This window comes from Bacillus sp. CHD6a (assembly GCF_001293645.1).
In the GTDB taxonomy this organism is placed as follows: domain Bacteria; phylum Bacillota; class Bacilli; order Bacillales; family Bacillaceae_I; genus Sutcliffiella_A.
This window is the reverse complement of record NZ_LBMD01000001.1, coordinates 454479-475200: the sequence shown is the minus strand read 5'-3', so window position 1 is coordinate 475200 and position 20722 is coordinate 454479. Positions and strand designations below refer to the sequence as shown.

The window sequence follows — 20722 nt, the reverse complement described above, 5'->3', positions numbered from 1 at the left end:
CCCGTAAACTCTAAATATCGCCCGAAATGAATTTGGATACCACCAACGTGTATGACACCCTCCGCCCGTGTCCATCCGAGTCTTTCCCTAATTTTTTCGTACACCCCAAACATCACGTTCAAAGCATATTTCACGCTCCACGCGCATAGCTTGTCTTAAGAACGTTTCTAGAGGGGGATGCTATGGAATATATTATAGAAGCTGCCAATGTAATCAAGAACAAATCAACACTCCTCCATACCAATCTGCTGGTTAAAGACAACAAAATTCATTACATCAAAGAAGGCCCTTTTTCCAATTCTAGGTCCATGAGAATGGATTTTTCCCCCTATGTGCTGACACCCGGACATGTCATGCTTGTCGATAACCTTGAACCAATGCCTTTTCCGCAGTTTAAGCAATTCATCACAAGCAACTATTTAAAAAAAGGTTGTACAACCCTTCTTTCTCTCATATCCGTTCATCGCGAAAAAGAATTATTGCACACCTTAAAGAGAGCGAGAACTTGCTTATTAAATAGTCCGATTGATTATTATTTTGCTGTCAGAATTCCCTTCAGTAAACTCACACCTTCTTTTGTACGACAATGCAGGCGATATAAAATTTCTGCTATTTTTTTGCAAATGGATGATACAACAGAACTTTCTTCCGTCCCATGGGGGTGGATAAAAGATGCTTTGTATCAATTTCCAGTAACATTTCTCCCGTGCTGGCAAAATATTTCTCCATCCAAAAAAAACAAGAAGAAAAAAGAGTGGAAACTAATTATGAAAGAAGAAAAATTGACACATTCTACTGAGTGTCCAGAACAGGGCAAACCGCTCGATTTGGATTTATTAATGAAAATTGGTATTTATCCTTCTAAAGGAGATTTGAGGGTTGGTGGAGAATTAGACTATAATCTCTTTTTGTCACCAGAAGGTCATATAATTGAAACTATCGAAAATCTGGATTATGATAGTCATATTCCAGAAGTTACAGTTCAAAAAGGAACGGTTATAAAAGCGGGAGATGAGATATTATTTCGTCCAGGCTTTGGAAAAGAATGTGCAGTAACCATTCCAGGTCATTTCTTACTCTCTGAAAAGATGTAAAGAACATGTGATTGCGGATTTTTAAAACGAAGGGAAGTAGTATTTTGTCTTACACAGTAATTGATAAAGCTCTAGAACTAATAGATAACGGAGATATAGAACAGGGTCTTACTATCCTGAAAGAAAACGAATCTAAGTTTGGGGAAGAAGATTTGTTTCAGACGGCTCAGATCTATCAGCAACTTGGTATGCTTGATGACGCCAAACAACTTTACCAGAACCTCCTATACCAATTTCCAAATGAGTCTGACCTCATTATTTCACTGGCTGAAGTCCATATTGATCTAGATGAAGAAGATGAAGCGATGGCTTTATTAGAAAACATTACGGAACATGATGATGTCTATATTCAGTCGCTGCTTCTACTTGCAGACCTTTATCAGGCACAGGGACTGTTTGAGGTGAGCGAACAAAAACTACTTGCTGCCAAAAAGGTTGCACCAAAAGAACCGATCATCAACCTCGCACTAGCGGAAGTATACCTGTCTCAAGGAGACTATAAGAAAGCCATTCCATTTTATGAATCCGTTCTTCCGCATGAAGATGAAATTGATTTCTCTTTGCAGGAAAGACTCGCTGAATGCTACAGTGCTACCGGGCAATTTGAAGAGGCAATGCCTTATTTCGACCAGGCATTGCAGAAAGAGTTGAAAATTGACGTACTATTTCAATACGGATTTACCGCTTTTCAGGCAGGATATTTCAAGACCTGTATCGAAAAACTTAATCAGGTAAAAGAAATGGATTATGAATACTCCTCTCTTTACTTATATCTTGCAAAAGCATATGAACACGAAGGATTGTTAGAAGATAGCTTGCGTGTTGCAAAAGAAGGTTTAGCGGTAAATGAATATAACAAAGAATTGCAAGTGTACGGAGCGAAAGTGGCAATGAAACAGCAGAATGTGCAAGAGGCAGAAAAGTTATTAAGAGAAGCCATTGCTATTGATCCTGGATATGTGGAAGCAGCCTTAACTTTAACAAAAATCTTCTTGCAGGAAGAGCGCTATGAAGATGTTATAGACTGCCTGAATGAACTCATTAACTTTGGAGAGTCCGATCCGCAATATGATTGGGACTTAGCTGTTGCCTACCAACAAACCGAAAAATATTCTGATGCATTAAATCATTACCGTCAAGCATATACTTCTTTTAAAGATGACAGCAGCTTCCTTTACGATTACGCTCACTTTTTATTGGAGGAAGGGAAACGAGAAGAAGCAAAGCCGCTTTTTGAAAAACTAATACAACTTGACCCAACCAACATAGAATTGCAAGATCTGTATCTAAATTTACAAGAGTAGGGAATATTCTACGCAGAGGAGGGACGATAGTTGTGGCTACCCCTGTATCTGTCAACGAGAAGAAGGACTTTATAAGGTGGTTCTTGGGAAACTATCAGTTAAAAAGACGTGAATGTGTATGGATTTTAAACTATTTGATGAGTCATGACCAGTTGATGAAGAAAGTTCACTTTGTTGAGCAAGCCCAGTTTTGTCCACGGGGAATTATCATGTCAACCCATTGTGTAGAGGAAGTGCCATTCAGGTTTTATAAGGAAAATGTGATGACGACGGACGCCGAGAAGTCCTTCCATGACATTAGGCTTAATCGTGATGAGGATATTTATATCCAGTTAAATTTCCGGTCTGTCTATCATTCACCGCAATACGCAGCGGTGCTCGAAGATAATCCGTTTATGCCAAAGCAGTCCCAAATCAATGAAAAAGATCGTATATTAGCCGAAAGAATGCTAGAAGAATCCATTTACACTTTTCAAAAAGAGAAGTTATTGAAAATGATAGACGAAGCATTAGACCGGCAGGATGAAGAGGCGTTTCGTAAACTGACAGGTCAGTTGAAGAGATTATAATATTTCTTACCCCCAACTCAAAAATGTTGGGGGGTTTTTTGTTGTTACTCTAAATATTTGACCTCTTCCACTACAAAACTTATATTTAAAGAACGATAATAAATCCCCAAAAGAAAGAGTTGAAACGAAACCATGAAATGGACAAGCAAAGATATCTCCCAGTACGTTCAAGCAAAAGAATATATAGATACCGTCATTATTCCACTGATGCCTATTAGTTTCGGAGACAATATCAAAACGATTGCATCTCACGGAGAATACATAAACATTTTAAGTTACGAATTGGAAAGACAATTTAAAGGAAGAGTTATTCTGTTGCCCCCTTTCAGCTATATCGAGTCAGACCAAGCTGAAAACAAAGTAGCACAACTTAACAATCTGTCTCTACATATTAAAGAAAATAATATTAAACATGTATTTCTTATGACATCCGACAGTTCATGGAGTCAAAAAGAGCAACATTTAGAAGGAAAGCTCATCTGGTTACCGGCGATTCCTTTAGAAGATATGGAAGATAAATATAAACAAAAAATCATTCAAGATCAGATGAATCAATTATTACCGATGTTTATCCAAAAATGGCAGGATTAAAGGTTAGAAATTGGTGCAAATTATCCAAAAAGGCAATCTGATAGCAAAACAATATTAAAAAAGCAATAAAAAAACAAAAATATTTTTAAAGGATTGAAAATACGTCACAACCTTGCCATTTTTTCAAGGCAGGAGATTATTGACCTTAGGACAAGATTGATATATCATGAGAATGTCCTAGTTTTCTATGTGTTATAATCTACTGTCCGTATGGACTTAGTTCTGTCTATAGAGGGGGGAAAACAATGAGTGAGAAAAACCATCGCGTGTCTAGACGTCAATTTTTAAACTATACCCTTACTGGTGTAGGCGGTTTCATGGCAGCAGGTATGCTGATGCCAATGGTCCGTTTTGCAATTGATCCTGTACTTAAAGCTGGAAATGAGCAAGAATTAGTAGCTGTATGTGAAGAAAGTGAACTTACTGCGGAACCGCAAAACTTCCCTTTCAAGATTAAGCAGGTAGATGCTTGGTATGAATCCGAAGAACCTAGAACTGCTTGGATTTACAAAGATGAAAACGGTGAAATTATTGCCTTATCTCCTGTTTGTAAGCATCTTGGCTGTACTGTAAACTGGGGTTCAGATCCTGGTAATCCAGATAAGTTCTTCTGTCCATGCCACTATGGCTTGTATGAAAAAAATGGTGACAACGTACCTAATACACCACCACTATCTCCGCTTGATGTATACGTTCATGAAGTGAAAGATGGTATCGTTTATTTAGGTAGCGCAAAACCTAAAGGGGAGGCGTAATAATTGTTAAATAAGATTTATGACTGGGTTGACGAACGATTAGATATTACGCCAATGTGGCGCGATATCGCTGACCACGAGGTACCTGAGCACGTAAACCCAGCACATCACTTCTCCGCATTCGTTTATTGCTTCGGTGGATTGACATTCTTCGTAACCGTTATCCAAGTACTATCAGGTATGTTCTTGACTATGTACTATGTTCCGGACATCAAAAATGCGTGGGAATCCGTTTACTATTTACAAAATGAAGTTGCGTTCGGTCAAATCGTACGCGGTATGCACCACTGGGGAGCCAGTTTGGTTATCGTAATGATGTTTTTACATACACTACGTGTTTTCTTCCAAGGTGCATATAAAAAACCACGTGAACTTAACTGGGTGGTAGGAGTTCTTATCTTCTTCATTATGTTAGGTCTTGGTTTTACAGGTTACCTTTTACCATGGGATATGAAAGCATTATTTGCTACAAAAGTAGGGTTAGAGATTGCCGCTGCAACCCCGTTAATAGGGGATATGGTGAAAACTTTACTAGCTGGTCATCCTGAAATTGTTGGAGCGCAAACACTGACTCGTTTCTTTGCGATTCATGTCTTCTTCCTACCTGCAGCTCTATTCGGCTTGATGGGTGCTCACTTTGTCATGATTCGTAAGCAAGGTATTTCTGGACCGCTATAAGATTCATAATTTTTGATAACAAAGGAGGGGAACCTATATGCATAGAGGAAAAGGTATGAAGTTTGTTGGTGACTCGCGTGTCCCGGCAGTACGCAAGCCTAATATTCCAAAAGACTATTCCGAGTTTCCTGGTAAAACGGAAGCATTCTGGCCAAACTTCTTACTTAAAGAATGGATGGTTGGTGCGGTTTTCCTAATCGCATTCCTATGCCTGACTGTCGCTCACCAATCACCATTGGAGCGTGTGGCAGATCCGACTGATACAGGATACATTCCGTTACCAGACTGGTACTTTTTATTCTTATACGAGCTACTTAAATATCAATACGCAGCTGGACCATACACGGTTATAGGTGCAATGATAATGCCTGGACTTGCGTTTGGTGCCTTATTACTTGCTCCATTCTTAGATCGTGGTCCTGAGCGTCGCCCTAGTAAGCGTCCTATTGCTACTGGTCTTATGTTACTAGGTATCGCTTCAGTTTTCTTCTTGACATGGCAGTCTGTAGATTCTCATGACTGGGAAGCTGCAGCTCAGCAAGGTGAAATTACGGATGAAATTGATATTGAAATTGACATGGAAGCAGAAGGCTATGTTATTCTTCAAGAAAACACTTGCCTATCCTGTCACGGTGACAATCTTCAAGGTAACCCTGGAATGGCTCCATCTCTAATTGACAATCCTGATTTTGCTTCTGAAGATTATCAGAAGATTGCAGTAGAGGGTGTTGGTGGAATGCCTGCGGACCTTTTCAAAGGTACAGACGAAGAGCTTAAAATTCTAGGTGACTACCTAGTAGAAATGAATAAACTTGCTGCAGAAGCAGAATAACAAAGAAGCTGGCTAATTTAGCCAGCTTTTTTGTATAATGGAAACATCAATCAAAAAAAGTGAGGAAATAGGATGTTAACTTGGTTTATACACTTATTAAAAACGCCGATGATGCTGTGGTTGGTGTTGATTATTAATGTTCTTGGCACCATCTATGGGTACATATGGTATGGCTATCAGTTAGCAGAGACCCCTGCCATTTTTCTTATATTTGTTCCAGATAGTCCGACAGCAAGTCTTTTTTTCTGTTTTGTCTTGGTAGGATTTATTTTAAAAAAGAATGTTAAACTGTTTGAGGCGTTAGCAATTATTACACTAGTGAAATATGGAATATGGGCTGTAGTGATGAACGTTTTAACCCTCATGGAAACAGGCTACTTGCCAATAGAAGGGTATATGCTGATCTTTTCTCATGGAGCGATGGCTGTGCAGGGAGTTCTATATAGTCCGTATTATCGTTTCAAGCTATGGCATCTTGTAGCAGCAGGAATATGGACTTTACATAATGATGTTATTGACTATGTATTTAAAATGATGCCTTGGTATGGAAGCTTAATGAAATACTTGCCTCAAATAGGATATTTCACATTTTGGTTAAGTATATTTTCCATTGGTGTCGCGTATTATTTCTCTTTACGGAACAATAGACTGAAGTTGTCCTTGGATTAATGTTCTAACCTTGTCCCCACTCTCATAATATTTAGTAGAGAATATGGGAGGGACAAGCGATGAAAGCAAAAAGACATATAGCAGCTATTGTATTATTTTTACTTATTTTCCCGTCAGGTATAAAAGCACACTCTCATGAACCGTTAGAGCCATTTGCTCTTAATTTTATTATGGATGATGCTCTTCAGCTGGTAAGAACGGAGCGATATGTAGAAGCGCACAACCTAATGGATATTTTTTCTGATGAATTTACAAAGGTGATGGTGACAAACCAGCAAATCCCATCTGATGAAGTTAGGATTATATCTGTGGTTCATCAACAATCAATGGCCTCCCTAAGTGACACACTTCTTCCGCACGAAGAAAAAGTCAGGGCAATCATTAGACTCCGTTTGGCGGTAGATGCCATGACGTCTGAACACCAGCCGATGTGGGTGGAGATGGAAGATCCGTTAATCATGACCTTTCAACAGCTGAAAGATTCTGTTGATACGAGGGACAGTGAATCTTATGAAGCATTATATCGCCGACTGTTATTGGAATACGATATGATTCATCCAAGTGTCAGAATGGACGTAAAACCAGAGTATATTCAAAAGATGGATGCCCATATCGATTACTTGGATAAAAATAGAGAGGCTTTGCTTTCGCATTCAGAAGAATTTAATGATATGCAGGTAATTGAGGCAGATCTTAAAGCATTATTTAAAGAATTAAAAGAGGATGAAACAGATCCTTCCCTTTTGTGGGTGATGATCTCAACTGGAAGCTTTATTTTACTGACGCTGTCCTATGTGGCATTCCGTAAGTACTTAGGAGCTAAGAGGCTCGAGATGCGGAAAAAGCTTAAAGATTGACAGGGATAAAATAAAGGAAATAAAATAATCCTAATAGGAAGACTACAGTTAGCTATGTAATCAAGCTAAGGAGGGACTTACTAATGGGATTGGGAATGTATCTAATCTATTTTGCTTTTTTGCTAATTGTCCCACTATGGGCGCAGTCAAGAGTGAAAAGCGCGTATAAAAAGTACTCAAAAGTTGCTTCCTCTTCCGGGATGCCGGGAGCAGAGGTTGCTAGGAAAATATTACACGATAACGGGATTCACGATGTGAGGGTGGAAGAGACCAGGGGACATTTGACTGACCATTATGATCCTCGTTCTAAAACAATTAGGTTGTCTTCACACAACTATCACGGTAATTCCATAGCAGGTGCGGCAATTGCTGCCCACGAGGTTGGTCATGCGATCCAAGACAACCAGGACTATGCTTTTCTGCGGTTTCGCCATTCATTAGTGCCGGTAGCAAGTCTTGGTTCCAATATGTCGTTCTTCCTTATTTTCGCAGGGATAATCTTTAGTGCTAGTAACCTGATTCTCGTCGGGATTATCTTTATGGCTGCTGCGGTTCTGTTTCAATTGGTAACCTTGCCTGTTGAATTTGACGCATCTAATCGTGCGATGGATCAAGTAGTGTCGCTTGGAATCATTAATAACAATGAGGAGCGGGAAACGAAGAAGGTACTGAATGCGGCGGCATTGACCTATGTGGCAGCAGCAGCTGTTGCGGTAGCAGAGCTGGTTCGGTTTATTTTGATTTATTTGGGTAGTAGGGAATAGTAAGTTTGTATAGGAGCAGCCATTTTAGTGGCTGCTCTTTTTAATAATTGCGATGAAGACACTTTTGAGCTGGAAATTTTGGTGGAATTGCCTTCATGATGTGGATGAAGACAGTTTTGACAGAAAAAATGGTGTGAAACTGTCTTCATAAGGGTGATGGAGACAATCTGAACAGAAAAAAAGCTGTGAAACTGTCTTCATAATGGCGATGAAAACAATCTGAACAGAAAAAAGGCTGTGGAATTGTCTTCATAGTGAATCAAGACAATTCCACAGCCAACCTTACAAAAGCAGTACTTATCGCTCCATCGGATTCTTGTTCTCATCCAACGTAAAGCCTTCTCCAAGCACATCGTGTACATCACTGACGGCCACAAACGCATGTGGATCAACGGAAGTGATGACATTTTTCAACTTTACCAGCTCATTTTTCGCAACTACACAATACAGCACATTACGCTCAACCTTTGAAAAAGAACCCTGCCCTCGCAAGATTGTCACTCCACGGTCCATCTCCGCATGAACTTTAGAAGCTATTTCTTCATTCTTTTCGGAAATAATGGTAGCGCCTTTGGCAGCATAAGCTCCTTCTTGCATAAAGTCAATCACACGTGCGGCAACAAACACGGCAACAAGGGTGTACATCGCTTCCTGGTATGTTAAGTACATGATCAAGGACAGTACGATGACCACTGCATCAAACATGAACATCGCTTTTCCCATGCTCCAGCCGATATACTTGTGCGCAAGACGAGCGATAATATCCACACCTCCTGTTGTTCCTCCATATCGGAAAATAATCCCCAAACCGATTCCAATGAACACTCCTGCAAACAATGCAGCTAAAGTTAAGTCATCTTCAAGAGGAGGGAACATCAAAGGGACCCTTTGGAAGATCCATAAAAACAAGGACAAGCTGAAAGTCCCTATAATGGTGTAGAAAAATGTATTCCTACCAAGCAGCTTCCAACCAATGAAAAAGATAGGGATGTTAAGCAAAAGGTTGGTATAAGAAGGGTCAAATCTGAAAATAAAGTATAAAAGTAGGGTGATGCCAGTAAAGCCGCCTTCTGCTAAATTGTTTTGCATATTGAAATTGACAAGACCAAAAGCGAATATGGCAGAACCGATAAGTATATAGATGATATTTTTGATTTTCAAGCCTTTTAACATGATGAACCTCCAAGACCTAGATAGTTTGCAACCTCTCTATTATAATAGACAAGAAGAAGATAAGTAAATGAGATAAAGGATTAGGCTTATTATTTGTTTTGCCTATCACTTCCTGTCGATTTCGTTCCAGGTGTTCCCTTTCCGCGGGGCGGTGCTTGAGCCTCCTCGGCTTCGCCGAAGCCACTGTAAAAGTCTATTATTTAAATGTTGTATAGACACCGCTGTTGATTTTCGAAAAAGGCTTCGCTTTCCTAGGGGCTGACGTGAGCCTCCTTCGGCTACGCCTGCGGGGTCTCCACCTAGCGCTATCTCCCTAAGGAGTCTCCGCCTTTTTCTCCAATCACCAGCTAGAAATCATTTAAGTACATGAGATTTCAGTTTTTCAGTGTGCGGGGTCTCAAGTCTACCGCTACCTCCCGCCGGAGTGTCACTCCTTGCACTACAATCGCCAGGAGAGTGTTGCGTGTTACAAGGAATCAAGCTCAATCATTTGTCAAATGATAAGGTTTTAGCTAACATGATAGGGTGAGGTGACATGTGCATGAGTGAAAAGACGATGCAAGAAATGCAAAGGGAAGTTGACCATTATATTTCCCAATTTAAAGAAGGTTATTTCAGTCCGTTAGCGATGCTTGCTAGGATGACAGAAGAACTTGGTGAATTGTCCAGGGAAGTTAATCACTATTACGGGGAAAAGCCGAAAAAAAGTACAGAGAAGGAAAATACGGTGGAAGAAGAGTTAGGTGATATGCTGTTTGTGATGATCTGCTTCGCCAATTCTCTTAATATAGATTTACAGGAAGCACACGATCGTGTGATGGAGAAGTTTCAAACGAGAGATAAAGATAGATGGACAAGGATTGAGGAGGAAGGGAAATAATGAAAAACATCAAGATCATTCTTGCGGGCCCTCGTGGACGGATGGGAAGAGAAGCAGTAGATTTAATACATAACACAGAACATTTTCAGCTGGTTGCTTGCCTAGATAGAGTGAATGAAGGCAAACTACTTTCTGATGTGGAAGGTTTTCCTAACATAGGTGCGCCAATTTTCAACGATCCAAGAGCCTGTTTTCAAGAAGTGGAAGCAGATGTACTCATAGATCTTACCACTCCTGAAATTGGAAAAATCAACACGAAACTTGCGGTGGAATATGGGATTCGCCCTGTAGTTGGTACGACAGGTTTTAACGAAGAAGAGCTTAAAGAGCTTAAAGACCTTGCATCATCCAAAAAAGTCGGTGTCATCATTGCTCCAAACTTTGCGGTGGGAGCCATTTTAATGATGAAGTTTGCTCAAATGGCAGCAAAGCATTTTCAAGACGTGGAAATTATGGAATTGCATCATGACAGAAAATTGGATGCTCCGTCAGGAACAGCGATAAAGACAGCAGAACTTATATCCAAAACGCGTGAACCAAAACGCCAAGGTCATCCAGAGGAAGAGGAAGCCATCAAAGGAGCAAGAGGAGCAGAAACCAAGGAAGGAATTCGAATCCACAGTGTTAGATTGCCTGGGCTTGTAGCGCACCAAGAAGTTATGTTTGGCGGGGAAGGCCAATCTTTGACGATACGCCATGATTCCTACAATCGTGCAAGCTTTATGTCTGGGGTTAAACTTTCTGTGGAAACAATCATGAATCTGGAAGAGTTAGTGTACGGCTTAGAAAATATTATCGAGTAACGGGGGAACTGTCATGAAGATAGCATTAATTGCACACGATAAGAAAAAACCGGATATGATTCAATTTGCTACCGCGTATAAAACGATATTGGAAAAGCATGAAATTTTTGCGACAGGTACGACTGGCCTGAGGATTGCGGAGGCGACTGGTTTGACTGTTTATCGTTTTCAGTCTGGACCACTTGGTGGGGATCAAGAAATTGGTGCCATGATTGCCCAAAACAAAATGGATTTGGTCATCTTCTTCCGTGATCCACTCACAGCTCAACCTCATGAGCCGGATGTAACGGCATTACTACGTTTATGTGACGTTTATTCCATTCCCTTAGCAACCAATATGGGGACAGCGGAGATTTTAATTCACGGCCTTGCAAGGGGAGAGCTGAGCTGGAGAGAGATTGTTCATGGTAGAGAGGCAGAGAGCAATGACTGAGCCACTGGACATCCTCGCTTTTGGAGCACATCCTGATGATGTCGAAATTGGGATGGCAGGGACTCTTGCCAAATATAAAGAGCAGGGATTAAGAGTCGGAATTTGTAATCTGACACTTGCAGAGAAATCATCCAACGGAACTGTAGATATCCGTCAAAGTGAAGCAGTCAAGGCAGCAAAAATTTTGGAACTTGATGAACTCATTCAGCTATCTTTGCCTGATAGAGGGTTATATTTAAAAGAAGAATACATAACAGAGATCGTATCTGTCATAAGAGAATACAAGCCACGCATTATATTTGCCCCATACTATGAAGACCGCCATCCTGACCATGGCAATTGTGCCAAGTTAGTGGAAGAAGCAGCCTTTTCTTCTGGTGTTAGGATGGTAGAAGATTACAAGAACCAAAAAGCACATAAACCGGATAATCTTTATTTTTATCAGATTAACGGGATGAACAAACCTGATTTTTACATAGATGTAACAGATCAAATCAATAAAAAAACAATGGCACTTCAAGCCTATACAAGCCAATTTGAAAAAGATAAAGACGGCGTGGAAACACCGCTTACCAATGGATATGTCGAGGCGGTCATAAGTCGTGAACGAGCATATGGGAAGCAAATTGGTTCCAAATACGCAGAAGGCTTTTTTGCCAAAGGACCACTTGTCCTCAATAATGATTTATTAGGTGGGATTTAATTGAAATTGAAAATCGGCATTACCTGCTATCCAACCGTAGGGGGATCTGGGGTAATTGCAACGGAATTAGGAAAACTCTTGGCAGAAAAGGGGCATGAAATTCACTTTATCTCCTCAAGTATGCCTTTTCGACTAAATAAAGTGTATAGCAACATTTATTATCATGAAGTACAGGTAAATCAGTATTCTGTCTTTCAATACCCGCCTTATGACTTGGCCTTAGCAAGCAAAATGGCAGAGGTGGCAAAAAGGGAGAAATTAGACTTGCTGCATGTACACTATGCTATCCCTCATGCTGTATGTGCGTATCTTGCCAAAAAGATGACGGATGATAAACTTAAGATAGTGACCACATTACATGGTACGGATATCACGGTATTAGGCTATGATCCATCTTTAAACGATATGATCCGTTTTGGGATTGAAGGGTCGGATGTAGTAACGGCTGTATCTGAATCACTTGTTCAACAGACTTATGACCTTCTGCAACCAAAGAAGGCCATTCAAACCGTTTATAACTTTATTGATGAACGTGTATATTTTAAAAAAGATACGCAAGATTTGAAAACACAATATGGGATTTCTGATGAGGAAAAAGTCATCATCCATGTGTCCAATTTCCGGAAAGTAAAGCGCGTTCAAGATGTTGTAAAGTCTTTCCATCTAATTGAAAAGCAAGTACCCTCCAAACTTCTGCTTGTAGGAGATGGACCGGAAATTTCAGTCGTCTGTAATTTAGTCAGAGAACTCGGGTTAAATGATAAGGTACTGTTCCTTGGAAAACAGGAGAACCTAGAAGATTTATACTCCATCAGTGACCTTATGCTTCTTTTATCAGAAAAAGAGAGTTTTGGCCTTGTATTATTAGAAGCAATGGCTTGCGGCGTTCCTTCAGTAGGGACTAAAATTGGTGGAATTCCAGAGGTTATCGAAGATGGAGTGACAGGTTATTTAAGCGATGTTGGAGATGTAGAAAATATTGCGAAAAATGCCGTAAGGATATTGGATAACGCAAACCTACATAAAGAATTTGCTGAAAATGCCATTACAAGAGTAAAAGAGCATTTCAGTTCAAGAAGAATAGTGGAGCAATATGAATATATGTATAAGCAATTAATTAAGCATTAATGGGTGAAAACGGGGGAGAGACCATGAACATAGCCTTCCAACAAGGAATTGAAATCATAGAGCGTTTAGAAGAGAACGGACATGAAGCATACTTTGTAGGAGGCTCTGTTCGGGATACCCTCATGGGCAGAGAAATCGGCGATATTGATATAGCTACTTCCGCCACTCCAGGAGAAATACAGGCCATATTTCCAAAAACGGTAGATGTCGGTGCGGTTCATGGAACAATTATTGTCATAACGTCTGAGCAGGAAAGCTATGAAGTGACTACTTTCCGAACAGATGGAAATTATTCGGATAACCGGCATCCAGATGAAGTCATCTTTGTGAAAAGCTTAAAGGAAGACTTGAAACGAAGAGATTTTACGATGAATGCGATTGCGATGGATAAACACGGCAAAATTTTAGATCCATTTGATGGGGAAAAGGATATAAATAGGAAAGTTATTCGTACTGTAGGCAAGGCTACGGACCGCTTCAGGGAGGATGCCTTAAGAATGCTTCGGGCTGTCCGCTTTGCTAGTCAATTGTCTTTTTCTTTAGAAGCAGACACTTTTTTGGGAATCCAAGAAGACAAAGCGTTGCTTAAGAACGTTTCTATTGAAAGAAAGACAATAGAAATGGAGAAGCTCTTACTTGGACAGGGGGTTAAGTTTGGCTTAGAACTTTTGGTTACCACCGGTATACATTCATTCCTCCCTGGGCTTGATGGAAAAGAAGAACAATTGCTTGAGATTGGGGATCTGCCTTTACAGCGCCTTCAGAACCGGTCAGCAATTTGGACGGTATTGGCATACGGTTTGAAAATAGATAAGCAAGAAATGGAAGTTTTTTTAACTAGCTGGAAACTACCAAAGAAAATCAATAAGTCGGTCGTAGAGAATTTACTGCTCATGGAACAGATCCAACAATTTGGCTGGGAAAAGGAGTCTGTTTATAGAGCGGGTCTTGAGCGGTCATTAGAAGCTCATGGAGTGATGACCTTGGTAGATATAGATGAAGAAACTTCAAAAAAGAAGATAAACGAATTATACGACAATCTTTCGATATACAGTCTGAAAGATATTGTGCTTAATGGTCATGACCTGATGGAAATGGCAGGAGGAAAACGCGGCAAGTGGATTTCCGAGATTCTAACAGACTTGGAAATGGCTTTGGTTCAAGGGGAAATAGAAAATGAAAGAGCGGCTTTAAAGGAGTGGGTATACAATTGGCTACAGAAATACGGTCCAAACTATTAAAAATGTTCACCGAGATTGAAGGTGATTTCCTTTCTGGGCAAAAGATAAGCGAAGAATTAGGGTGTTCAAGAACAGCCGTTTGGAAGCATATTGAAGACTTGAGGCAGGAAGGCTATGAGCTTGAGGCAGTAAGAAGAAAGGGATACCGAATAAAAACCATTCCCGATAAAATATCCCACAATGAGATCTCTCTGGGGTTAAAAACGGAAACACTGGGACGAAAAATACATTTTGAAGATTCCGTCACCTCCACCCAAAAGATAGCCCATCAATTGGCTTATGATGGTGTACCTGAGGGAACATTGGTTGTGGCTGAGGAGCAAACCTCTGGAAGAGGGAGATTAAGCAGGGCCTGGTATTCACCAAAATACACCGGAGTTTGGATGAGTCTGATCTTACGCCCTAACCTGCCGCCTGCCAAAGCACCTCAACTGACTTTATTGACAGCAGTTGCTATCACTCAGGCCATTGAAGAAGTGACCGGGTTGCGTCCGGATATTAAATGGCCTAATGATATTTTGATCAATAAAAAAAAGACAGTCGGCATCTTGACTGAAATGCAAGCAGAAGCAGATAAAATCAATTCTGTCATCATCGGCATGGGGATAAATGTGAATCAATCTTTGGAACAATTCCCTGAAGATCTTCATTCTATTGCAACCTCTTTGTCCATTGAACTCGGTGAAAAGGTCAATCGTGCGGAGCTTATCCAATCCATTCTCATGAAATTTGAAAATCTTTATCAAAAGTATTTGCAGCATGGGTTTTATCCGATCAAACTTTTATGGGAGTCTTATGCTATCAGTATCGGCAAGAGGATCATTGCTCGCACTATCACAGGAACATTAGAAGGAACTGCTAAAGGCATTACAGAAGACGGAGTCCTGATGCTTGAGGATGACCAAGACGTAACCCATTATATTCACTCCGCGGATATTCAAATTGCAAGCGATTAAATGATGGCATTCTTTCATCACATACACTATAATAATGGTGTTGGGCAGTATCTATTAAAGAACTGCACCTGACAACTTCTCAAAAATTTTTATACAACCAACCAAATATCTGCCTTGATCCAAAGGACTGGGACAGAGGGATTGAACTGAATGATTTTTTGAGCTTAACACCACATCCTTCTTTCGCATGCGCAAAAGAGGGATTTTTTCGGTTCTTTTCCTCTCCTTACTAAAAAGGAGGACGGAAAATGAAAACTACATCAGACTTTTTAAAAATGAAAAAAAATAATGAGAAAATCGCCATGTTAACAGCATACGATTATCCCTCTGCAAAGCTAGCTGAAGAAGCGGGAGTGGACATGATACTTGTGGGTGATTCTCTTGGTATGGTCGTGCTTGGTTACGAATCTACTGTACCTGTTACAGTGGATGACATGATTCATCACACGAAAGCGGTGAAAAGAGGGGCACTATCTACTTTTATCGTTACCGATATGCCATTTATGTCCTATCACCTTTCAATGGAAAACACCCTTTTAAATGCCAAAAGAATCGTTCAGGAATCGGGGGCCCATGCGTTGAAAGTGGAAGGCGGCGGGGAAGTGTTCCATGTTATCTCCACTCTGACAAGTGCCGGTATTCCAGTGGTTGCCCATTTAGGGCTGACTCCTCAATCTGTAGGGGTTCTTGGCGGCTACAAAGTACAGGGGAAAGATGTAGAAAGTGCCAAGAAAATGATCCAAGATGCAAGGACAGCTGAAGAGGCAGGTGCAATGGCCCTTGTATTAGAATGCGTGCCAAAGCAACTAGCAAAGGACATTGCTGCTCAACTGACCATTCCGGTAATTGGCATAGGTGCAGGTGTTGATGTTGATGGACAGGTGCTCGTTTATCACGATGTGGTGAAATACGGGGTGGACCGAGTTCCAAAGTTTGTACATTCCTATGTAGATGCCCAAATGTTGATGAAAGAAGGTCTGCAACAGTTTGTACAAGAGGTGAAAGAAAATGCTTTTCCTAAACCTGAACACAGTTTTACGATGAAAGAGGAAACACTGCACCGTTTATATGGGGGATAAAAAGTGAAAATCATTAAACAAATAACCGACATGCAACATGTCATACAAATAGAAAAGCAACAAGGTAAAAAAATCGGCTTTGTTCCTACCATGGGGTTTCTACATGAAGGACACCAAACATTACTAAAGGAAGCTCGAGAAAACAATGATATTGTTGTCTTAAGTATTTTTGTAAATCCTTTGCAGTTCGGACCTAATGAGGATTTAGAAGCCTATCCTCGTGACTTTATACGGGATGAAGAGATTGCAAAATTAAGGGGAGTGGACTATCTTTTTTACCCGTCAGTAGAAGAAATGTACAAAGAGAATCGAACCACCCTCATAAAAGTGGAACAGAGAGTGGATGTTCTTTGTGGAAAACATCGTCCGGGCCATTTTGACGGAGTAGCGACTGTTGTCATGAAACTTTTTCAGATTGTTACACCAGATACAGCATACTTCGGCATGAAAGATGCACAGCAAGTTGCCGTGATTGACGGTTTGATAAATGACTATCATCTGCCAATTGAATTGGTGAGAGTAGGGACAGTGCGGGAAGAAGATGGTTTGGCAAAAAGCTCCCGGAATGTATATTTAAGCGACGAGGAGAGAAGCAAAGCCCCATCCCTGTATAAAGCACTTACACTCGGTAAGTTGAAAATGGAAGAAGGATTGGATGTCCATACTGTAAAAAAAGAATTGGAGGACTATATTTACCTTCATACAGGACACAGTGCGGAATATGTGGAGATTTACGCGTACCCGACCCTTCAAGAACTAAAGAAGGTAAAGGAAGAGGAGAGTATCATCATTGCTATTGCAGTGAAGTTTTCAAAGGCAAGGCTAATTGACAACATTGTTTTTTCATATTCTAAGGGGGAATAATAATTGTTTCGTACACTAATGAATGCAAAAATACATCGTGCTAGAGTTACTGAATCTAATTTAAATTATGTTGGCAGTATTACCATTGACGAGGATATTCTCGATGCGGTTGGTATGGCTGCAAATGAAAAAGTGCAAATTGTGAACAACAATAATGGTGCACGCTTTGAAACATATATTATACCAGGTAAAAGAGGCGGAAAAGACTTTTGTCTAAACGGTGCAGCAGCAAGACTCGTTCAAGAAGGTGACGTTATCATCGTCCTATCCTATGCTATGATGGCGGAGGAAAAAGTAAAAGACCATCAACCTAAAGTCGCCGTCATGAACGAATATAATGAAATAATTGAAATGCTAGGCACAGAACCAGCAGCAACAATTATGTAAAAATATTTATAGAACACCCTGTTGATTGCAGTGAAAGGCAGGAAGTCTCCTCGAAAATGCTAACGCATTTTCTTCGTGCGATGAATCACTGCCGAAGCCTTCCTTGTCCTGAGGGAAATAGCGCTAGGTGGAGAACCCACAGGCGAAGCCGAGGAGGGTCCAGCAGTGCCCCTAGGAAAGCGAAGCCTTTTGGGGAAATCAACAGCGGTGGCTAAGCACAGTCTTAATTCAATGACTTTTCAGTGGCCCCCTCAAAACAGGGGGTTTTTCTATTTAAACATGGGAAAAATAAAAATACATATTTTTTTCAGGTGATGTCTATGGTACCTTTTATATATGTTGAACAGATGTAATGAGGTGGAATGAATGAAACAGCGATTTGTCGTTCTTGACTTGGAAACGACAGGGAATACTCCCAAGAAAAATGACAAAATAATACAAGTTGGCGCTGTTTTAATAGAAGATGGTGAAATAGTCGAGCGATTTGCAAGCTTTGTGAATCCTCAATGTACCATCCCGCCTTTTATTGAACAACTAACCAATATTAATCAAGAAATGGTCGACAGGGCTCCAACTTTTGCGCAAATAGCTCCAATGTTGAGTGAAATGCTAAAAGGTTCGTCCTTAGTGGCACACAATGTACCTTTTGATCTTTCTTTTTTGCAACATGAGTTGAAAACTAGCGGACAACCTAGATTTTCAGGAAATACATTCGATACAGTTGAACTGGCCAGGATTTTACTGCCTACACAAAAAAGCTATAAATTAACGGACTTATCTATTTTTTATGAGTTGAATCATGACAATCCACATAGAGCAGATAGTGATGCAGAAGCAACAGCCATTATTTTTTTAAAGCTAATGGAGAAGATTCAACATCTACCCTCCGTTACAATCAATCAGTTACATACATTTTTACATACGATGAAAAGTGATATTTACCTTTTATTTCAACAAAAGGGTGTGTCATCTTCTCTTAAACATGCTCTATATGATAAAAAACTTGCAGTTAGAAAAGCTTCACTACAGCCTATTGAAGAACTAGCAAAAGTGAAAAGTACGATGCTAACAAAAGTTAAAAGCCTACTAAATCCCATTGATAAAGAGTTGGCTTCCCTTCTCGATGCTAGGCAACATGGTTTATTGGAAATTACAGCATCTCACAAAATGCATACGTTAGGCGCTCTGGCTTTTGCACTGGAAAATAATAAAAAAGTGGTAGTGAGTTCTGCAACGAAAGAAACGAAGCAGGAGCTTGAAAAACAGGTCTTAGCACTAAATATGCATGCGGCATTTCTCTTATCAGAAATAAAAGGAAAGTATTATTATCTTAGCTTGTCGAGGTTAGTGACGATGTTAGAAGAAGCTGATGATAACTATGATGCTGTATTAACAAAGGCGCAGATTCTCGTTTGGTTAACAGAAACTGAAACCGGAGATATGGAAGAACTCTCACTGTCGTCTGGGGGTAGATTGCTGTGGGATTCAATCAATTGTTCTTACGGTGATTCAACTGATGACCAACAAGATGACCTTTGTTTTTATTCAAGAGCAAAGAATAGGGTACAAAGTGCTTCCCTAATTTTTACTAATCACATGTTTTTAGCAAAGGAAATTTGGAAGCCTGAAGCATTTAGACAAACGGACCATTTTCTCGTAGAAGATGCCAATCTATTTAACCAAAGTGTAAGCAGGTTCCTCGGAAAAGAAATCAGCTATCTTGATTTATATTTTGCTTTATCAAGGCTAAAGGAAACCATTGTCGTCCAACAGGCAAAAGAAGAGTTGGACGAGGCTTTTCGTTTAATCCGAAGCTACTGTCTTTTGAGAACCAAAAAAGGGCAATCGAGGGTAATATACAGATATGATGTGTTGAAGGAAAAATCACCTGGGTGGTATGCTGTTTTAGAAGCTGCCCAAAGGCTGTATATGAAATTGACAGAAGTCCTTTTGTCGATGGAAAAAGAGACTGATTCAACACCTTTGAAGCAAATGAGGGATACCTTTCACGCCCTGTTGTTCAGTATGGAGAAGCATGGATTAACGTGGTTTGATGTGCATACAAAAGGGGCAAAGAATTCGGTTACCATTTATGAACAACCTCTTGACGTTTCCCATACTCTTGCTGAAAAGTTTTATCAGCAAAAAAGTAGTATACTTTTTATTTCACCAGCATTAAGTGTGGACAACAATTTTGATTATATGCTTGAGGAGTTAGGACTGACAGACTTCTATCCTAAGACCATAACTGTTGAAAACGCAGGAACTAATTATCCAGATGTATTTATTCCCACAGATATGCCAGCAATTACAAGAGGGAAAAATGAAGTATTCATCGAGATCGCTGCCATGCAACTATTAGAGCTTTTGGAAGATAGAGGCGGAAGAATTCTGGTTACCTTTTCTTCCCTTGAGATGTTGTCTGCTGTTTATCAGGCGATTAAATCCCTCCCAAATGCAGATGAAACCGTAGTGGTCAGTCAAAGTAGTTTGTCAGGAGGAAAGCAAAAGATACTAAAAGCTGCAGCCAACTTTGAAAAGGCAATCCTGTTGGTTACAAACGGATTCCTAGAAGAAGTTAACTTACAAGGTGAAAGAATAGACAAACTCGTTATTATGCGACTTCCTTTCAAATCGATGGACGAACCGGTCATGGCAGCTAAAATTGCCACTCTAGAGGGACAAGGCCGCAATTCATTTACAGATGTATCATTACCGATAGCAGTATTAAGATTCAAAGCCATGATAGATCGCTTTTTAGAAGCAGAAGGTCCAAAAGAAATATTCATCTTTGATAAACGAGTGGTGGAAAAAAGGTACGGTAACACCTTCCTACAAGCCATCCCTAACGCAATTGTAAAGAAAGACTCCTTCTTTGCAATTTTGAATAATATAAACTAGGCTAAAGCAGTTGAAGTAATGCAGGAAGTAGAAGCGACAATGTTGAGATCCCACCGGCAAA

Annotated in this window: 22 protein-coding genes; 21 read left to right on the top strand and 1 reads right to left on the bottom strand. The window is 40.1% G+C overall.

All coding sequences use genetic code 11. The features are described 5' to 3' along the window. Nucleotides 1-182 precede the first annotated feature (182 nt). The 10 genes from AAV98_RS02420 (at nucleotide 183) to AAV98_RS02375 (ending at nucleotide 8113) form a co-directional block, all read left to right on the top strand. On the top strand, nucleotides 183-1094 hold the full coding sequence (locus tag AAV98_RS02420; protein ID WP_060663950.1) for a hypothetical protein: 912 nt from the start codon (nucleotides 183-185) through the stop codon (nucleotides 1092-1094). 44 nt (nucleotides 1095-1138) lie between these two features. Further along, nucleotides 1139-2398 carry a tetratricopeptide repeat protein gene (locus tag AAV98_RS02415; protein WP_060663949.1) on the top strand — a complete coding sequence of 420 codons (1260 nt, stop codon included), beginning with the start codon at nucleotides 1139-1141 and terminating at the stop codon, nucleotides 2396-2398. A gap of 32 nt (nucleotides 2399-2430) precedes the next feature. Next, nucleotides 2431-2967, top strand: a complete 537-nt coding sequence (locus tag AAV98_RS02410; RefSeq protein ID WP_060663948.1) for a ReoY family proteolytic degradation factor — start codon at nucleotides 2431-2433, stop codon at nucleotides 2965-2967. A 132-nt stretch (nucleotides 2968-3099) separates the two neighbouring features. After that, nucleotides 3100-3558 (top strand): YpiF family protein, encoded by a 459-nt coding sequence (locus AAV98_RS02405; protein ID WP_060663947.1) that lies wholly within the window; start codon nucleotides 3100-3102, stop codon nucleotides 3556-3558. Nucleotides 3559-3803: 245 nt separating this feature from the next. After that, complete coding sequence (locus AAV98_RS02400; protein ID WP_060663946.1) at nucleotides 3804-4313, top strand: ubiquinol-cytochrome c reductase iron-sulfur subunit; 510 nt, start codon at nucleotides 3804-3806, stop codon at nucleotides 4311-4313. A 3-nt stretch (nucleotides 4314-4316) separates the two neighbouring features. Next, entirely contained in the window at nucleotides 4317-4991 is a 675-nt protein-coding gene (gene qcrB / locus AAV98_RS02395; protein ID WP_010193681.1) for a menaquinol-cytochrome c reductase cytochrome b subunit, read from the top strand. Between the two features lie 37 nt (nucleotides 4992-5028). Then, complete coding sequence (locus tag AAV98_RS02390) at nucleotides 5029-5823, top strand: menaquinol-cytochrome c reductase cytochrome b/c subunit (RefSeq protein WP_060663945.1); 795 nt, start codon at nucleotides 5029-5031, stop codon at nucleotides 5821-5823. A gap of 72 nt (nucleotides 5824-5895) precedes the next feature. Beyond that, nucleotides 5896-6492, top strand: a complete 597-nt coding sequence (locus AAV98_RS02385; protein ID WP_060663944.1) for a DUF1405 domain-containing protein — start codon at nucleotides 5896-5898, stop codon at nucleotides 6490-6492. 59 nt (nucleotides 6493-6551) lie between these two features. After that, a complete protein-coding gene (locus tag AAV98_RS02380) occupies nucleotides 6552-7349 on the top strand; it encodes a sporulation protein YpjB (RefSeq protein ID WP_060663943.1) in 798 nt (265 codons plus the stop codon). A gap of 83 nt (nucleotides 7350-7432) precedes the next feature. After that, on the top strand, nucleotides 7433-8113 hold the full coding sequence (locus tag AAV98_RS02375; RefSeq protein ID WP_197284211.1) for a zinc metallopeptidase: 681 nt from the start codon (nucleotides 7433-7435) through the stop codon (nucleotides 8111-8113). A 297-nt stretch (nucleotides 8114-8410) separates the two neighbouring features. On the opposite strand, the gene AAV98_RS02370 is transcribed toward AAV98_RS02375, so the two are convergent. Next, nucleotides 8411-9286: a YitT family protein gene (locus AAV98_RS02370; RefSeq protein ID WP_060663942.1), complete on the bottom strand. Its 876-nt coding sequence runs from the start codon at nucleotides 9284-9286 to the stop codon at nucleotides 8411-8413. A 541-nt stretch (nucleotides 9287-9827) separates the two neighbouring features. Between AAV98_RS02370 and AAV98_RS02365 the strand changes: the two genes are divergently transcribed. The 11 genes from AAV98_RS02365 to AAV98_RS02315 all read left to right on the top strand — a co-directional run bounded on the left by AAV98_RS02365 (nucleotide 9828) and on the right by AAV98_RS02315 (nucleotide 20661). Beyond that, nucleotides 9828-10166 carry a nucleotide pyrophosphohydrolase gene (locus AAV98_RS02365; protein WP_060663941.1) on the top strand — a complete coding sequence of 113 codons (339 nt, stop codon included), beginning with the start codon at nucleotides 9828-9830 and terminating at the stop codon, nucleotides 10164-10166. Further along, nucleotides 10166-10969: a 4-hydroxy-tetrahydrodipicolinate reductase gene (dapB, locus tag AAV98_RS02360; protein WP_060663940.1), complete on the top strand. Its 804-nt coding sequence runs from the start codon at nucleotides 10166-10168 to the stop codon at nucleotides 10967-10969. The genes AAV98_RS02365 and dapB overlap by 1 nt, the downstream gene beginning before the upstream one ends. Before the next feature lie 13 nt (nucleotides 10970-10982). Then, entirely contained in the window at nucleotides 10983-11402 is a 420-nt protein-coding gene (mgsA, locus tag AAV98_RS02355; protein WP_060663939.1) for a methylglyoxal synthase, read from the top strand. Next, a complete protein-coding gene (bshB1, locus tag AAV98_RS02350; protein ID WP_060663938.1) occupies nucleotides 11395-12105 on the top strand; it encodes a bacillithiol biosynthesis deacetylase BshB1 in 711 nt (236 codons plus the stop codon). The genes mgsA and bshB1 overlap by 8 nt, the downstream gene beginning before the upstream one ends. Then, nucleotides 12106-13233 (top strand): N-acetyl-alpha-D-glucosaminyl L-malate synthase BshA, encoded by a 1128-nt coding sequence (bshA, locus tag AAV98_RS02345; protein ID WP_060663937.1) that lies wholly within the window; start codon nucleotides 12106-12108, stop codon nucleotides 13231-13233. Nucleotides 13234-13256: 23 nt separating this feature from the next. Continuing rightward, a complete protein-coding gene (locus tag AAV98_RS02340; protein WP_060663936.1) occupies nucleotides 13257-14474 on the top strand; it encodes a CCA tRNA nucleotidyltransferase in 1218 nt (405 codons plus the stop codon). Between the two features lie 2 nt (nucleotides 14475-14476). Then, the gene (locus AAV98_RS02335; RefSeq protein WP_060664007.1) at nucleotides 14477-15430 is read left to right on the top strand and encodes a biotin--[acetyl-CoA-carboxylase] ligase; all 954 of its coding nucleotides are present in this window, start codon (nucleotides 14477-14479) and stop codon (nucleotides 15428-15430) included. Between the two features lie 248 nt (nucleotides 15431-15678). After that, nucleotides 15679-16509 carry a 3-methyl-2-oxobutanoate hydroxymethyltransferase gene (panB, locus tag AAV98_RS02330; protein WP_060663935.1) on the top strand — a complete coding sequence of 277 codons (831 nt, stop codon included), beginning with the start codon at nucleotides 15679-15681 and terminating at the stop codon, nucleotides 16507-16509. Between the two features lie 3 nt (nucleotides 16510-16512). After that, nucleotides 16513-17373 carry a pantoate--beta-alanine ligase gene (panC, locus tag AAV98_RS02325; RefSeq protein ID WP_060663934.1) on the top strand — a complete coding sequence of 287 codons (861 nt, stop codon included), beginning with the start codon at nucleotides 16513-16515 and terminating at the stop codon, nucleotides 17371-17373. Between the two features lie 3 nt (nucleotides 17374-17376). Then, nucleotides 17377-17760 (top strand): aspartate 1-decarboxylase, encoded by a 384-nt coding sequence (panD, locus tag AAV98_RS02320; RefSeq protein ID WP_060663933.1) that lies wholly within the window; start codon nucleotides 17377-17379, stop codon nucleotides 17758-17760. Between the two features lie 366 nt (nucleotides 17761-18126). Next, nucleotides 18127-20661: an exonuclease domain-containing protein gene (locus AAV98_RS02315; RefSeq protein WP_060663932.1), complete on the top strand. Its 2535-nt coding sequence runs from the start codon at nucleotides 18127-18129 to the stop codon at nucleotides 20659-20661. Nucleotides 20662-20722 lie beyond the last annotated feature (61 nt).